We start from the raw sequence: 15,952 nt of genomic DNA, 5'->3' as shown, positions 1-15,952 counted from the left end.
CACTCCTCGAATTATTTGACCGCGGCCGGATCGACGTGCTTTGCAAAGAAGATCAGCACGCCGGACAGAAAGCACGGCAGCGCGCCGAACCACAACCCTGCATGCATCCAGTCGCTACCGCTATTGAGCATCGATGTCACGCCGACACCGGCCAGAATCGCGCCGATCGGACCCATCGCATGCACGATCGAACTGCCAGTGCCGCGAATTGCAGTCGGATAGCTCTCGCCGATAAAGAACAGCGCCGCCGAATAAGGTCCGATCAGAAAGAACAGGCCAAGGCTGTACAGCGCGACCACCACACCCTGACTGCTAGGTCCGTACAGCATCGCGGCAAATGCGGCGCCGCCGAGCATCCAGCCGAGTGCGAGCGTGTTGCGGCGGCCGATCTTGTCGCCGATCCAGCCGTGGCACAGATAGCCGCAATAGCCGATCACATTGGACAGCACCAGAATCAGCAGCGAGCTTTCGAACGACACGTTATGCACGCGCGTGAGCACCGTCGTGCCAAGCACGCTGAACACCTGGATTGCCGACCAGTTCAGCAGGATGCCACCGCCCAGCACCAGCGTCGCGCGCAGCGCACTGCCGCGAAATGCTTCACCGAGGCCCGCACGGCTATGTTCTTCGTAGTCGACTTGATGCTCGCCCGCCAGCGAGCGCGCCTCGCCATGATTGCCCGCCTCGCGCAGTTCCTTGATGCGTTTGTGCAGCAGGAACTGCGGGCTTTCCTTCAGGCGCCGCGTCATGAAGAAAATCACGATCGCGGGAAACGTCGCGAAGATAAAGCAGCCCTGCCAGCCGATACGAGGCAGCAGCAATGCCGTCAAACCCGATGCAAGCAGTGCGCCGATTGGCCAGCCGCCTTGCACGAGGCTATAAATAAAGCCCTTGTTGCGGTTCAGCTTCGGATCGTTGGCGGCGGAATAGAGTTCGTTCAGATAGGTCGCGTTGACCGTTTCCTCCGCATAACCGAGCCCCGACAGCGAGCGGATCAGCACCAGCGGCCACTGGCCGAGCGCGCCACCCGCCACCGTCAGACCGGAGCAGATGGCCGCGCCGGCCACGGTCCACAGCAGACCCGCGCGGCGGCCGAGCCGGTCGAGCAGCGGTCCGATCGCAAACGCGATCACCGCGGTGCCGATCGCGACGAAGGTTGCAATCTCCGCCTGCGCGGCGGCATCCCAGTTGTAGCGCTTGCCGATTTCAGGCAGCAACGTACCGAACAAAATGAAATCGTAGACGGCGAATACCCACGCGAAGAAAGCGACGATGGTCGCGCGCTTCACATCGGCCGGCAGGATTTTTTCGAGCTTGAGGCCGGCGGTGGACAGCGGATTCTGTTGCATCGTTGCGCTCCTTCACGGGGCAGGCTGGGGGGCTGGATGACGGCGGACCGGCTTGGAAAACGGTGCTCAGGCAAGCGTACTCAGACAGACTTTGGATGACGGCGCAGGAAGTCGTCGGCGATTTCGTCGCAGGTGCAAAAACGCACGCCTTCATGGCCGCGGAAATGCGCGATCAAACGCTCGAGCATCAACAGCACCTGCGGACGCCCGGACACATCGGGGTGAATCGTGATCGGGAACACCGCATAGTCGTGCTCGCGATAGACCCAGTCGAACTGGTCGCGCCACATCTGCTCGATGTCGCGCGGATTGACGAAACCGTGGCTATTCGGCGCCTTCTTGATGAACATCATCGGCGGCAGGTCGTCGAGGTACCAGTTCGCAGGGATTTCGACGAGCCCGGTTTCCTTGCCGCGCGTGAGCGGTTTCATCCACGTATCGGGGTGCTTGCTGTAGTCGATCGTGGTCCACGCGTCGCCGACGCGCACGTAGTACGGATGGAAATCGTTGTGCATCAGGCTGTGGTCGTACTTGATGCCGCGCGCGACCAGCAGTTCGTTGGTCACCGTGCTGAACTCCCACCACGGCGCGACATAACCGGTCGGCCGGCGGCCCGACAGTTGCGTCACCAGTTCGATGCTGCGATCAAGCACGGTCTCTTCCTGCTCGCGCGTCATCGCGATCGGGTTCTCGTGGCTGTAGCCGTGAATGCCGATTTCGTGGCCGGCATCGGCGACCGCTTTCATCTGCGTGGGAAAAGTCTCGATCGAGTGCCCGGGAATAAACCATGTGGTGCGAATCTTTTCGCGTTCGAACAGTTTCAGCAGACGCATCGAGCCGACTTCGCCGGCAAACAGACCGCGCGAGATGTCGTCGGGCGAGTCTTCACCGCCGTACGAGCCAAGCCAGCCGGCAACCGCGTCTACGTCGATGCCGAAGGCAACCAGAATCTCTTTAGCCATGCGTGTCTCCTTGGATAAGACCTGTGTCGTGCGTTGTCCGCGCTGCCGTATAAATGCATTTCGTTGACAACATACGTTTACACTGCGCATGCCAAAAACATTGGCATATAAGGGTTTTCCAGTAGAAAACGAAAATGGCGCGGAAGTGCGCCGAGGACAACTGAAGGACGGGAGACGAATGGGTATGGCGCACTGTTCGCGCCATTGAGCGGTTCAGGAAGACGGCTCCGAGTGGTCCGACTGGGTTGCGACAGGCAGCGTCATGCGTATGCGTGGCACCGCCTGCACGCGCCTTTGTGCTATCGCCGGCCCTGCTTCCACCAGTTCGCGAGCCATGCGTCGTTGCCGCCGCATGCGACGAGTTCGCGCAATGCGTCTGGCAGCGCGGGCGCCTGCATTGTGGTTTGCCGGGTATGGTTGACGACGCGTCCCGTTTGAAAATCCACTTCGAGATCGTCGCCATGTGCGCAGAAAGCGTCGATACCGGTACACGGTGCGAGCACGCGCAGTCCGGCATTGATTGCGCCGCGATACCCTTGTGCAGGCATCGATTCGCACAGCAGGCCAAGCCCCAGCGCCTGCATCCCGATGTAGCCGGTGCTTTTCTGTCCGACGCCGAAATTGCGTCCTGCAACGACGATGTCGCCCGGCCTGCTGCACTGCGCGAAACCCGGATCGGTCATCGCGAACAGATGTTCGGCAAGCACGGCCGGGTCCGTCTCGCGCTGCGTGATAAAGCGCGCGGGAATCACGCCATCGGCGTGCGGAACGTCGTCACCGAGTTTGTAGCAACGCCCCCTCAGGGTCCACTCGAAGTCACGCATAGGCGGCGCTCCGTCGTGCATAAAGGGCCTCGTCAAGCGCAAGCGCACGCGGATCCGAGATGGCACCCGCTACCGCGGAGGCGGCAACGGTCAGCGGATTGCCGAGAAACAGGCGCGCCTCACGCGAACCGAAGCGGCCGGCGATATTGCTCGCCGCAGTCGAGATCGACGTCTCGCCATCGGCCAATGGGCCCACCACCGCATCGTTGCAGGGCCCGCAACCGGGCGGAAGAATCATCGCGCCGGCGTCGAGGAATAGCGACATCAAACCGTCGTCGCTCAGACGTCGCAGCGACCGCTGCGAGCCAGGCACGACGAACAGACGCACGCCCGGGGCGACCTTGCGCCCCTTCAGCACGCTCGCTGCGCACAGCAGATCTTCGTACATGCCGGAGCCGCACGAGCCGATGAACGCGTGATCGATTCGCGTGCCAGCGGCTTGCGCCACGTCGACGGCATTCGACACGCTGCCGGGCAGCGCGACCTGCGGCCCGATCCGGTCGAGCTGCAACGCGACGCTTGCTTCATAGGTGGCGTCCGCATCGCTATATATCGGCTCGAACGGTACCTGTGCATGGCGCCGGCAATGCGCAAGTACCGCATCAGACGGCGGCACGAAGATGCCCGCCGCACGTATCTCGGTTGGCGTGCTGCACAGCGCGACACGTTCGCCGAGACTGAACTGCTCGAGATCTCCGGCGTATTCGAGTACCCGCGCATCCATCGATACCTGCAGCGTACGGTCCTTCACACGCGCGGCAAAATAAAAACCAATATCGCGGCCGTGCACGCCATGCCCAACTGCCCCACGCAGTTCGAGACGCACGGTCTTCGGCACCTCAACCCAGGTGGTACCGGTGGCAAGCACACGCGAAATCTCAGCGCCGACGCGCATACCAAATGCGCCGACCGCGCCGGCGTTGGTGGCATGCGTATCGTTGTCGAAATAGAACATGCCCGGCAGCACGCGCCCGTCTTCAAGCGGAAAGATGTGGCCATGCCCGCCCTCGCCGACGTCAAGAAATGCGCCGACACGCCACTCGCGCGCCGCACGGCGATTGAACGCACCGCGCTCTGCGGCCCGCGCATTGCCATACAGCACGTCGTGATCGCTGACGAACATCACCTTGGCTGGCTGCGCGAGCCGGTCGATACCGATGCCATCCAGCACCGCCTTGCTTTGCTGCACAAGCCCGTCATGCACCATCACGAGATCCGGGTCCGGATAGACGACCTCACCGGCCCGCACGGACATGCGGCCGCTCACCCGGGCCAGCACCTTTTCGATTGCGGTGTATCCCACGCCGATTCTCCGTTCATATCGCCGCGCCGCGCATCGGCAGGCGATCTGCGCATGCAGTATCGACCCGCTCAATTTATAAGTAAAATTTCGAATCGTTATCGATTATTTTCAATTAGCTATGAAACCCAATGTCCGGCAAATCGAGGCTTTCGTCGAAGTCGCGCGGCTCGGCAGCTTTTCCCGCGCCGCCGAGCGCCTGTATCTGAGTCAGGCGGGCTTGAGCATCCTCGTGCGCAAGCTCGAAACCACGCTCGGCGTGCAGCTGTTCGAGCGCACCACGCGCAATGTGATGCTGACTGCTGCCGGCGCGGAAATTCTCGAAGCAGCCGAGCGCATCGTGTCCGACTTCTCGATGCTGGCCGATGCGGCACGCGGCGTATCGCGCCGCATTGCAGGGCGCGTCGCACTCGCGTTGCCGCCGCGCCTTGCCGCCACGCGGCTGCCGCTCGCATTGAGCCGGTTCAAACGGGAGTTCCCGGATGTCGAGGTGGTTTTCCGCGAATGCATCAACACGGACATGGTCGCCCAGGTCAGCGCCGCTGAAGTGGACTTCGGTCTAGGCTTCGACATCGCGCCGCGCAGCGACATCGTGCGCGAGACCATCGGTGAAGACCGGCTGGTGGCAATCTGTGCCGCGTCGCATCCGCTCGCGCGCCGTCGCACGCTGCAATGGCACGACCTCGCCGGCGAGCCCATCATTACGCCGCCGCGCAACAGCGCAGCACGCACGCTGATCGAACGGCAGTTCGCCGCTTGCGGCGCCGAACTGACAGCCGTTTATGACGCAAATTCGCTGGTCGCGATCGAAATGGCCCGCCATCAGCTCGGCATCGCGATCGTGTCAGCAGGCATGAAAGAGCAGGCAGGCGGCGCCGGCATCGTACAAAAGACCTTGCAGAAGCCTGCTATCACCCGCTCGCTGATGAGCGTGACACGGCGCGGCGTCGTGCTGCCGGACGCGGCCAATGCGTTGATCGCCCAATTCGCCGCAGCATCCGGCGCACGTTAGCGCGGCATCAATCGGCTGGTGCGCCGGCGCGATCCAGCACGGTATCGAGTTCTCCATCCCAATACGGCTGCGGCCCGAAACGCTCGACCAGAAAGCGGACGAACGCCGTAATGCGCTGCGGTGGCCGCCGGTCCGGCAGAAACATCGCATAGAGTGTGCGTTCCGGCAACCGGTACTCGGGCAATACCGGCACCAAGAGTTTGCGCATCAGATACGGGCCGGCCGCAAACGACGGCAAGATGCCGATGCCTAGCCCCGCGAGCGCCGCTTCCAGCAGACCATCCGCGTTGTTCGCCTGAAAGTTTCCGCTGATCGCCACCTCCTGTATGCCGTGCGGACCTTCGAACCGCCAATGCTCCGCTGCGCCCGCGTAATGCAGACAGTTGCAGCGTTGCAGATCGGCCGGCACCTGCAGCGGGGGCAGGTTCGCCAGATACGCGGGCGAGGCGGCGAGCACGAAGCGCGCCGGCGCGAGCTTGCGCGCCACCACCTGGCTCAAGCGCGGCGTATCGGCCATCCGCACTACGAGATCGGTGCGGCCCGACACCAGATCGGCGAATTGCTCCGACAGCGTGACGTCGAAGCGCACCGCCGGATGCGCGCGCATAAACGCGGCGACTGCCGGCAGCACATGCAGACGGCCAAATGCGATGCCGGTGCTGACGCGAATCAGCCCGTGCAACTCGCCGGCTTCGTCCTCGAGATCGCGCACTGCATCTTCGGCCTGTTCGAGCACGCGTACGCAGCGCTCGAAAAAACGCTCACCCGCCTGCGTAAGACCAAGCCGACGCGTCGTACGATGCAGCAAGCGCACACCAAGCGAAGTTTCGAGCGCCTGCACCTGTTTCGTGACCATCGCGCGCGAAATGCCGCAATGCTCGGCGGCCAGCGCAAAGCTGTTCAGGCGAACCACGGCGACGAAGGTGGCCAGCGCATTCAGATCACGCATCGTGATTCCCGCGCGCGAGCGTGAACGGACAATTCACGAAATGCCGTTCAATCGCGGCGCAAATGCCGTAACAATACGCGACGATGCAAGCCGGCCTTGCGGCTTGCCGCTTTTTCGAAACCAGTTCACAGGGGCATCCAGACCATGACATGGTCCGCAGAATACTACGTTCAAAAACGCACCGGAGCGGGTGCAACGAGACTGTATGTGTATCGTAAGCGAGCCAGCGAACCGCGCGACGGCGCGGCGCCGTTGCCCGTGCTGTTCCTCGTGCACGGCTCCACCGTGTCGGGTCGCAATACTTATGATCTACCGGTACCCGGCCGCAGCGACTACTCGGTGATGGATCATTTCGCGGCTGCCGGCTACGACGTATGGACCGTCGATCACGACGGCTACGGCCGCTCCGGCTGGACCGAAGGTTCGAACTCGGACATCCGCAGCGGCGCCGACGACCTCGCGTGCGTGGTGCCGTTCGTCCTGGAGAAGACCGGCGCTGCACGGCTCGCGATGTTCGGCACGTCGTCCGGCGCGTTGCGCGCGGGCCTGTTCGTATCCGAACATCACGAACGGGTGTCGCGTCTTGCACTATCGGCACTTGTCTATACCGGCGCGGGCTCGCCGACGCTCGAGCAGCGTCGCAAGAAGCTGCCCGAATATTCGGCAAGCCCGCGGCGCGAAGTGAATCTCGCGTTCTACCAGGGGATGTTCAACCGCGACAAGCCCGGCAGTAGCGAAGATATCGTGCCCGAAGCCATTGCAGCAGCGGAACTGCCGCTCGTTACCCACGTGCCGACCGGCACCTACGTGGATATGTGCGTCAACCTGCCGGTCATCGATCCCGCGCGCATCCCCTGCCCGCTGCTGCTGATACGCGGCGAACACGACGGGATTGCCGCGGAGTCCGATCTATTGGACTTCTTCTCCCGCCTGCCGAGCCGCGACAAGCAATTCGTCATGCTGTCCGATATTGCGCACAACCCGATGATGGGCGTGCATCGCCACAAGTTCTATCACGCGCTGCAAGCGTTCCTCGCGATGCCGCTCGACGCTGCCTAGATTCGCTCTGCCGCACCCCCGCCGTTGTACCGCTGTTGTGTAGCGCGCCGTCCCGTTTATAGCGGGACCGCGCGCTTTTTTGCGTGATCTGCTTACGACCCGTATGCCTCACGCGCCAATCCCATGGGCTGCACTGCTGGACATCATTAGATTGTTTAATGTTGCCGATTTCTTTCTTTTTAGCATTTTTGAACTTGCTAACTTCGCATTCAACGCGACGCGACAAGATCACACCCCCTCTGCCCGGAGGGCCTGGATCGCTCGCTCTAAAGGAGAGTTGAATGGCTTCCGCAGATAACCCCAAGCCGTATCCGGCGATAAGCGGCGTGCCCGATGTGCCCGCATCGTCCGGACGTACGCATGCCGCTGCTGCACACACGCGCCTGCGCATGCTCAAGGTGCTGCTTTGCATCGCGCTACCCGCAGCTGTCTGGCTGACGCCATTGCCGCTCGAGCGTGCCGCGCACGGCGCGCTGGCGATCTGCGCGTTCATGATCGTCGCGTGGATCACCGAAGCGATGGAGTACGCGTCTGCGGGACTGCTGGGTCTGATGCTGTTCTGGGCATTTCATATCGCCCGTCCTGCGGTGATCTTCAGCGGCTTCGTCAACGATGCCTCGTGGTTCTACCTCGGTGCGATGCTGCTCGGCGCGATGGTGTCGAAATCCGGTTTGCCGCAGCGCATTGCCAACTGGGTCATCGCGCACGTCGGCATGACCTATTCGCGCCTGCTGCTCGGCCTGATCCTGATCGACTTCCTGCTGACTTTCCTCGTACCGTCCGGCGCGGCCGTGATCGTCATCATGGCGATGATTTCGATCGGCCTGATGCAACTGTTCGGCGTCGGCAAGGGCTCGAACATCGGACGCGGCATGTTTCTCGTCATCACGTACACCACCAGCATCTTCAACAAGATGATCGTGGCCGGCACGGCTTCGATCATCGCGCGCGCCATCATCGAGCGAACCGGCGGCGTGACGGTATCGTGGAGCCTGTGGTTCGCGGCATTTCTGCCGTGCTCGCTGGTGACGATTCTCGGCTCCTGGTGGCTGACGCTCAAACTCTTCCCCGCCGAAACCGATTCGCTGCAAGGCCGCGAAGAGGAGATGCGCCATCACTTCCGCACCAGGACCCCATGGACGCCGATGGCGCTGAAATCCGCGCTGCTGAGCGGCATCGCGCTGTTGATGTGGATGACCGATTCCGTGCATCACATTTCGGCGTCGATCGTCGCGTTTGCGATCGGCCTGTTTGCGCTGCTGCCGTTTGTCGACGTGCTCGACGAACAGGATTTTCGCAAGATCAACATGCTGCCGTTCTTCTTCGTTGCCGCGGCGCTCGGTATGGGCGAAGTGCTGAAGGTGACCGGCGCACTCGGTTTCCTGACCGACGGCGCGCTCACGCTGATCAAGCCGATGCTGACGCACGAGCTGGTCGCGATCGTCACGCTGTACTGGGGCGGTTTCTTCTATCACTTCGCCACGGCCAGCGAAGTATCGATGCTGGCCACGTCGATGCCGATCCTGATGGAGTTCGCGCGCCAGCATGCGATCAACCCGGCGTGGGTCGGCATGATCTGGTCGTTCTCGTCGGGCGGCAAGCTGTTTGCGTACCAGTCGGCCGTGCTGGTGCTCGGCTATAGCTACGGTTATTTCCGCCCATCGGATCTGTTCACGATGGGGCTGCTGCTCACCATCATCGAATTCGTCCTGCTCGCGCTGAGCGTCCTGCTGCTGTGGCCGATGCTCGGCATTCCGATGCACTGACTCCAGGCCCGCCGCACGTGGCGGGCTGCCCTGTCCGTTTCTTCCTGTAATTGCGTTGCACTGGATCTGGATGGCTGCGATAGCGGTCATCCAGGCGGAGCGCGCTCGCCTTTTTTCTATCGACGAGGTTGCAATGAACAGAAGTCGTCTTGCCTGTGGGCTGGCTTTGCTGTTTTCCACGACAGCCGCATCGGCTCAGAGTTCGGTATCGCTATATGGCGTAGTGGATGGCGGATTGCGTTTCCTGACCAATGCGTCGGCCTCCGGCGGCAACCAGTTGACGATGCAGTCGAATGGTTACCACAACAACAATCGCTTCGATATCGCCGGCAAGGAGGACTTAGGCGACGGGTTGCACGCGCACTTCCTGCTCGAATCGGGTTTCATGCTGAGCAACGGTGCAATGGACAACACCACCGGGCAGATCTTCCAGCGTCAGGCGTTCGTCGGTCTCGACAACCAGTACGGCTCGCTGGATCTGGGCCGCCAGTGGACCACCGCGCACGACATCATCGAACCATTCGATCCGTTCGGCCTGACCTATACGCCGATCTTGCCGCTGTCGGGAGCCTCGGACGGCACGCGCGTCAGCAACGACGTCAAGTATCACGGCCATTTCGGCGGCCTGTCGGTGGTCGCCGACAATGCGTTCGGCGGCGTTGCCGGCAACGCGAACGAGGGCTCGTCTCGCGCGATCGGGGTGCGCTACGCGTGGCAGCGTTTCAGCATCGGCGGCGCGTATGGATATCGCAATCTCGCGGCAAAGAACGGCGCGTTCGGTGGCGACAACTTTTACATGGCCGGCGCGTACTACGACGTGCTGCCGCTATTTCGCGTGGCAGCGGGCTATATCAACGAAGTTCAGAATCAGGTCGGCACGCAGGTCTCGTTGCGTACGGAAAACATCTGGGAAGGTTTCTCGTGGCAGGCGGCCCCGCAATGGACGATCCAGGCCGCGCACTACCAGACCAACGTGCGTATGGGCTCGCTCCCGTACGGCAAGCACATCACGATGGCCGGCCTGACCTATCTGCTGTCGGTGCGCACTTCGCTGTATGCGGAAGTCGATTACACGCGCTACCAGGGGCATGGCGTCACCAGCATCAACACAACCGGCCAGCAGCAGCAATTCGGCACCACGGTCGGCATCGTGCACCACTTCTAACGGATTCCCCCTGTCTGGATACGTCTTTAAGCGCTCGTCAGAAGCCACGCTAATGCACATCTTAAGAAGCGTTTAAGCCCACGCAAAAGTCTTTGAATCGCCGAATGCCAATGCGACCATGTTCGCACCGACATGCAGGCACACGTCACTTTCAGTACGGAGAGTATCAATGGCAAAGCTAAGACACCTGGCAATTCTCGTCCCCGATCCGGAGGCATCCGCAACGTTTTTCGAGCAGGCATTCGGCATGACGCGCGCAGGCATGGCGCGCCGCGGTATCTATATGTCGGACGGCGTAATGAACGTCGCGCTGCTGCGCGTCGATCCGGAGAAAGAGAAGGTCGGGCTGTTTCACTTCGGCATGTGGGTCGACGATCTCGACGCCGCCGAGGCACGTGCACAGGCTGCCGGAGCGACCTATCTGAAGGGCCGCCCGGATTCGCCGAAATCGTTCTATGAAGCGAAGTATCGCAACCCGGACGGCATCGTGTTCGACATGACGCACAGCGGTTGGGCGGGCGCAGTAAAAGACCCGGGCGTTGCGGCAGACGAAGGAGGACAGGCATGATCGATCGCGCACGTCCCATCATCATCGTCGGCGCGGGGCCGGTCGGGCTGTGCCTGACGCTTGCGCTCACCCAGGCCGGCTTGCCGGTAACGCTGATCGAAAGCCGCAACGACGCCAATCTGCTCGACCAGGTGCCGCGCGCCGGCACGAATCATCCGGCAACACTCGAAATGTTCGACCGCATCGGTCTGTACCAACGTCTTGAACCGCGCGGCCTGATCGCACCGATTTTCCACTACTGGGAGCGCCAGGGGCCGGAGCTCGTCGCAGCATTCGATCACAAGCATTTGCAGGACGACACGCCGTTTCCTTATGTGTTGCAATGCGAGCGCATCAAGATCGTCGAAGAGGCGTGGCAGATGGCCAAGGACGATGCGCTGTGCACGCTGATGATGGACACGACCTTCAACTCGTTCGAGCAGAACGCCGATGGCGTGATCGTCAGCGCGACCACCGCCGGGGGCGAACCGGTTGAACTGCGCGGCCGTTATCTGATCAGCGCCGAGGGCGCGCGCAGCGAGATCCGGCGGTTGCTCGACATCGAGTTCGAAGGCTTCACGTACCCGGACCGCACGCTGAATATCGAAGTGGCCTACGATTTCACGCAGCACGGCTATGCAGACCGGAACTACATCTCCGATCCGCACGAGTGGGCCAACCTGTTCCACTGGCCCGGGCCGCCGGAACGCTGGCGCGTGCATTTTCCGACCCAGCCCGACGAAGACCCGGACGCGATCACCGCATTGCCTGCGTTGCAGCGGCGTTTGCGCGCGTTCATGCAAAGCGACACGGAGTTCGATATACGCGGCTCCAATCTGTACACCGTGCATCAGCGGGTCGCGGCGCGCTTTCGCGTCGGCAATGTGATGCTGGTTGGCGATGCTGCGCACGTAAACAGTCCGATCGGCGGCATGGGCATGAACAGCGGCATCCATGACGCGTTCAATCTGGCCGACAAGCTGATCGCGATTTCGCGCGGCGAAGCGGACGAAGATGTACTCGACCGCTACGAACGGCAGCGCCGCCACATCGCGATCCAGCATACCCAGGCACAGACCATTCGCAACAAGCGCCTGCTCGCCGAGAAAGACCCCGCAGTGCGCCGCAAGAATCAGGACGATTTGCGGCGCACCGCTGCAGATCCGGCTCTTGCACGCAACTTCCTGCTGCGCGCTTCGCTGATAAACAGCATCCGCGAAGCGGAGGCGATCCAGTGAGCGCAGCCGAGGACCTGATCTGGGACACGCCGCCGGACGGTCCGCTGCTCGCGCGCCTGTACCGTCCCGCCGCGCGCCGTCCGCTTGCTGCCGTCGTGTCGGTGCACGGCGGACGTTGGTGCGCGGAGTCTCGGCTAACCAATGCGGCGATCGACACCGCGCTCGCCGAGGCTGGCGTGCTGGTGATGGCGATCGACTTTCGCATGCCGCCCGCGCACCGCTACCCGGTGCCGGTGGCGGACATCAACCGCGCGATTCGCTGGCTAAAAGAGCATGCGGACGAGCATGGCGTCGATCCGCTCAGCGTTGGTGGAATCGGCACGTCGAGCGGTGGGCACCAGTTACTGTTGAACGCGCTGCTGCCCAATGCGCCCGAGTATGCAGGCCCCGCGCCCGACTCCGGATTGCCTGACGGCACGCGTGCAACAGATGCATCGCTTGCGTTCGCCATCACCTGCTGGGCCGTATCGGATCCGTTGGCGCGTTATCGGCATGCATTGGAGCACGGCATGCAGTTGCATATCGACAGTCATCGGGCCTACTGGCGCGACGAGGCGCAGATGGCCGAGGGCAGCCCGCAGCGTATCGTCGAATCCGGCGCGGCGACGCATCTGCCGCCGCTGCTGATGATCCAGGGTACAGCCGACACCGTGCTTACACCGGACATGGCGCCGCGCTTCGCAGGTGCGTACGCGGCAACTGGGGCACACGTCGAGTTGAAGATGTTCGACAATGTTGGGCACACGTTCATTACGAAAGAGCCCACGCGGCCCGAATCACGCGCGGCCCTGCGTGAACTATGCACGTTCGCGGCCGCGGCGGGGCGGCGAACCATGTCGGCATAAGCAGCTTGCGTCGACCGGGCTCCGGTTGTCATGCGATTATTGGCGTGTTTTAAAGGACGTCGCAGCGGACCCTCGCAGCGGACGTTGTAGCGGCCGCCACGCTGGCCGCTACATTTGCCCACCCTGCTGGATCGGCACGTGACACCTGGCTTCGACATTCTCAAATCGCTCGATACGTTCCTGACCGTCGCCGACGCCGGCAGCATGACGACGGCGTCGCGACGTCTGGGCGTCACGCAATCGGCGATCTCGCAGCAGATCAAGCTGCTCGAAACCGAGTTCGGCTCGCCGCTGTTCGACCGTCAGAGCCGGCCACTGACCTTGACGCCCGCCGGTCTCGCGCTCTATCAGCGTGCCGGCCGCCTCGTGATGGACGTCAAGGAAACCTGGACCTTCGTACGCGAGTCCGCCGCAATGGCGCTGCCGCACTTGCGGGTTGCGATGTTGTCGACGCTGGCGCGCGAACTGGTGCCCGCATTGATGGCAGCCACGGACTCGGGCGAATTGCCGATCCAGAATCTGTCGATCGTGCGCGGCGTGTCGCAGAACCACATCCAGGATCTGGCGGCTCGCAAGATCGATATTGCGATCACGTCGGATCAGCTGTACCAGAACGACGGCATCGAAAGCCGCGCGTTGATGCGCGAGCGCTACGTATTGATCCTGCCGCCCGGTGCCGTGGCGGCGTCAGCCGACCTGCGGGAGATTGCGCGCAGCCTGCCCTTTATCCGCTATCTGTCGAGAATCACTTCCGGGCAGTTGATCGAACGGCACTTTCGCAGGCTGCAGCTCGATCTCGCGCCAAAGTTCTCTTTCGAGTCGCCGGAGGATCTGGTGGCGAGCGTTGCTGCCGGATACGGCTGGTCGATCGTCGCGCCATCGCAGCTCGCCTACGCGAAGGAGCACGCGATGAAAGTAGAGACGCGCCCGCTCACCGCATTCGGGCTATCGCGCACGATCACGCTGATTGCGCGGCGCGGCGAGTTTCCGGACATCGTGCGGATCGTCGAGAACCTGACCCACGGTGTGCTGCGCGACGTGTGGCTACCGCATATTGCATCGGTACTGCCGGGAATCGGCGATGCATGTTCGCTGCTGGACATGGATGGAACCGGTTAAGCGCTCAAGCGTATGCATGTCGTCGCCGCAACGACACTCAGATCCTTGCGGTCTCGTAAGTGGCCGGATGGAAAATCTCATCCACCGACAGCAGCCGCTTCGACAAGCCTTGCGCGTGGTGATGCCGCAGGAAAATCTCGAGCGTATTGCGGTTGGACGCTACGCCGTACGGCCAGTGATCGTCGCCGAGCAGTTCGCGCGCGGCCTTCAACTGCTCTTCGACGAACGGCAGCGTGACCTTGGTTGCGGACGTATCGGACAGCTTGTCCAGTGCGATCCGCTTCGCTTCGTCGAATGCCTTGAGCACCGCTGCGGGCAACCACGGTTGCTGCTCGACCAGCGTCTTGCGAATGCCGACCACGTGCATGATCGGAAACACCTGCGTGCGCCGGTAGTAGTCTTTCGCAGCTTCGGTCGGATCGGGAAACAGCCAGCCCACGTTCGGATTCTTGCCCGCGCACGATGGCGGACGCGGCGCCATAAAGGCATCGATATCGCCGCGATCAAGCATCGCCGAAATCGTGTCGCCTTCGGGCGCTGCTTCGAGACGCACGTCGGACGGCAATTGCAGCTTGATCTTTTCCGGCCGCCCCGGCTCGTCGATGCCGCCGCGTACCCATGTCACGTCTTCCGGGTTCACGCCGAAATCGTCCGCCAGCAGCGCGCGCGCCCATACGTTCGCGGTCAATTGGTACTCGGGCAGGCCGATGCGTTTGCCCTTCAGGTCTTCAGGACGTTTGATGCGGTCGGTACGCACATACATCGACGTATGGCGAAACGCGCGCGACAGGAACACCGGCACCGCAATATACGGGCAGGTCCCTTCCGCATGTTTCACCGTATAGCTGGAAAAAGACAGCTCGCTGATATCGAACTCTTCATTGCGAAACGCGCGAAAGAACATCTCTTCCGGCGACAGCGTCATGAATACCGGATCGACGCCGTCGATCTGCACCTGGCCGGAAATCAGCGGACGGGTGCGGTCGTAATCGCCGGTGGCGATCGAGAGGTTGAGTTTTCCGTTCATCATATTCATGTGGCGGCTGACTAAAAAGTACGAGATAAAAACTGCGGGAAGGCAATCACTGCGCAACGAGACTGCGCTGCACCTTGCGGCGCAAAAAGTCGAAATTCACCGTGAACTGCTCGGGGCGTGTGACGGTATCGTGCAGCCGCTGGATATCCGCGTCGGAGAACAGCTCGCCGGCACCGCCCGCGGCTTCGGTGATCAACTGGATCTGGCAGGCGTTTTCGAACAGCAGCGCGAGCACCACGGCTTCTTCGATCGAGCGGCCGGCAATCGCGATGCCGTGGTTGCGCATCAGCACCGCCTTGCATCCGCCGAGCGCGCGCGCGACACCCGCACCCATCTCCTGAGTGCGGATCAGATTCATCGTGTCGGTGTAATACGGCACGCCGTCTGCGAAATGGCAGGCAGGCTGGCTGATCATGCGCACCGGCTGCCCGGTGGCCGACAGCGCCACGGCATGCGTCGGATGCGAATGGATCACGCTCATCACGTCGGGCCGCGCGCGCAAGATCTCCGAGTGAATGAACACCTCGCTATGGCGCCGCCCCGCGCCGCCGACCTTCTCGCCATCGAGATTGCAGATCACGATGTTTTCCGGCGTGATTTCGTCGAAGCCGTGACTGTGCGGCTTCATAAAAAAGTGGCCGGGGTCGCCCGGCACACGGATCGACACGTGGCCGCGGGTCAGATCGCCCTGTCCTTCAGCTTCGAGAATGCGGCCTGCGTCGATCAGTTTCTGTTTGGCTTCGTCTGCGTTCATGGTGTGCTCTTGCTTGCGCGTTAGCGG

Annotated in this window: 15 protein-coding genes; 8 read left to right on the top strand and 7 right to left on the bottom strand. The window is 62.3% G+C overall.

Annotated features, from left to right (window positions below; translation table 11 throughout):
* Positions 1 to 11: 11 nt before the first annotated feature.
* From ACYVNQ_RS20985 to ACYVNQ_RS20970, 4 genes are all read right to left on the bottom strand, one after another.
* The gene (locus tag ACYVNQ_RS20985; RefSeq protein WP_460904500.1) at positions 12 to 1,349 is read right to left on the bottom strand and encodes an MFS transporter; all 1,338 of its coding nucleotides are present in this window, start codon (positions 1,347 to 1,349) and stop codon (positions 12 to 14) included.
* 80 nt (positions 1,350 to 1,429) lie between these two features.
* Entirely contained in the window at positions 1,430 to 2,311 is an 882-nt protein-coding gene (locus ACYVNQ_RS20980; RefSeq protein WP_460904499.1) for a polysaccharide deacetylase family protein, read from the bottom strand.
* Positions 2,312 to 2,610: 299 nt separating this feature from the next.
* Positions 2,611 to 3,135 (bottom strand): 3-isopropylmalate dehydratase small subunit, encoded by a 525-nt coding sequence (locus tag ACYVNQ_RS20975; protein WP_460904498.1) that lies wholly within the window; start codon positions 3,133 to 3,135, stop codon positions 2,611 to 2,613.
* Positions 3,128 to 4,438 carry a 3-isopropylmalate dehydratase large subunit gene (locus ACYVNQ_RS20970; RefSeq protein WP_460904497.1) on the bottom strand — a complete coding sequence of 437 codons (1,311 nt, stop codon included), beginning with the start codon at positions 4,436 to 4,438 and terminating at the stop codon, positions 3,128 to 3,130. Before ACYVNQ_RS20970 ends, ACYVNQ_RS20975 begins: the two co-directional genes overlap by 8 nt.
* 118 nt (positions 4,439 to 4,556) lie before the next feature.
* On the opposite strand from ACYVNQ_RS20970, the gene ACYVNQ_RS20965 reads away from it, so the two are divergent.
* Positions 4,557 to 5,447, top strand: coding sequence for a LysR family transcriptional regulator (locus ACYVNQ_RS20965; protein WP_460904496.1), 891 nt, complete (start codon positions 4,557 to 4,559; stop codon positions 5,445 to 5,447).
* A gap of 7 nt (positions 5,448 to 5,454) precedes the next feature.
* Here the strand turns inward: ACYVNQ_RS20965 and ACYVNQ_RS20960 are convergent, their stop codons facing one another.
* Entirely contained in the window at positions 5,455 to 6,396 is a 942-nt protein-coding gene (locus tag ACYVNQ_RS20960) for a LysR family transcriptional regulator (RefSeq protein WP_460904495.1), read from the bottom strand.
* Between the two features lie 207 nt (positions 6,397 to 6,603).
* Here ACYVNQ_RS20960 and ACYVNQ_RS20955 point away from each other — a divergent pair, with 207 nt between their 5' ends.
* The 7 genes from ACYVNQ_RS20955 to ACYVNQ_RS20925 all read left to right on the top strand — a co-directional run bounded on the left by ACYVNQ_RS20955 (position 6,604) and on the right by ACYVNQ_RS20925 (position 14,135).
* Positions 6,604 to 7,455: an alpha/beta hydrolase gene (locus tag ACYVNQ_RS20955; protein ID WP_460904494.1), complete on the top strand. Its 852-nt coding sequence runs from the start codon at positions 6,604 to 6,606 to the stop codon at positions 7,453 to 7,455.
* A gap of 281 nt (positions 7,456 to 7,736) precedes the next feature.
* Positions 7,737 to 9,221, top strand: coding sequence for an SLC13 family permease (locus ACYVNQ_RS20950; protein WP_460904493.1), 1,485 nt, complete (start codon positions 7,737 to 7,739; stop codon positions 9,219 to 9,221).
* 133 nt (positions 9,222 to 9,354) lie between these two features.
* Positions 9,355 to 10,386 (top strand): porin, encoded by a 1,032-nt coding sequence (locus tag ACYVNQ_RS20945; RefSeq protein WP_460904492.1) that lies wholly within the window; start codon positions 9,355 to 9,357, stop codon positions 10,384 to 10,386.
* Between the two features lie 169 nt (positions 10,387 to 10,555).
* Positions 10,556 to 10,954: a VOC family protein gene (locus tag ACYVNQ_RS20940; RefSeq protein WP_460904491.1), complete on the top strand. Its 399-nt coding sequence runs from the start codon at positions 10,556 to 10,558 to the stop codon at positions 10,952 to 10,954.
* On the top strand, positions 10,951 to 12,171 hold the full coding sequence (locus ACYVNQ_RS20935) for an FAD-dependent oxidoreductase (protein WP_460904490.1): 1,221 nt from the start codon (positions 10,951 to 10,953) through the stop codon (positions 12,169 to 12,171). Before ACYVNQ_RS20940 ends, ACYVNQ_RS20935 begins: the two co-directional genes overlap by 4 nt.
* Positions 12,168 to 13,016 (top strand): alpha/beta hydrolase, encoded by an 849-nt coding sequence (locus ACYVNQ_RS20930; RefSeq protein WP_460904489.1) that lies wholly within the window; start codon positions 12,168 to 12,170, stop codon positions 13,014 to 13,016. Before ACYVNQ_RS20935 ends, ACYVNQ_RS20930 begins: the two co-directional genes overlap by 4 nt.
* Positions 13,017 to 13,154: 138 nt before the next feature.
* Positions 13,155 to 14,135, top strand: coding sequence for a LysR family transcriptional regulator (locus ACYVNQ_RS20925; protein ID WP_460904488.1), 981 nt, complete (start codon positions 13,155 to 13,157; stop codon positions 14,133 to 14,135).
* Positions 14,136 to 14,172: 37 nt separating this feature from the next.
* On the opposite strand, the gene ACYVNQ_RS20920 is transcribed toward ACYVNQ_RS20925, so the two are convergent.
* Both ACYVNQ_RS20920 and ACYVNQ_RS20915 read right to left on the bottom strand, forming a co-directional pair.
* Positions 14,173 to 15,162, bottom strand: coding sequence for an ABC transporter substrate-binding protein (locus tag ACYVNQ_RS20920; RefSeq protein WP_460904973.1), 990 nt, complete (start codon positions 15,160 to 15,162; stop codon positions 14,173 to 14,175).
* Positions 15,163 to 15,217: 55 nt separating this feature from the next.
* The gene (locus ACYVNQ_RS20915) at positions 15,218 to 15,925 is read right to left on the bottom strand and encodes a class II aldolase/adducin family protein (RefSeq protein ID WP_460904487.1); all 708 of its coding nucleotides are present in this window, start codon (positions 15,923 to 15,925) and stop codon (positions 15,218 to 15,220) included.
* Between the last annotated feature and the right edge of the window lie 27 nt (positions 15,926 to 15,952).

This window comes from Paraburkholderia jirisanensis (assembly GCF_054782355.1).
Note: the sequence above shows the minus strand (reverse complement) of the source record. Positions and strands in the feature narration are given on the sequence as shown.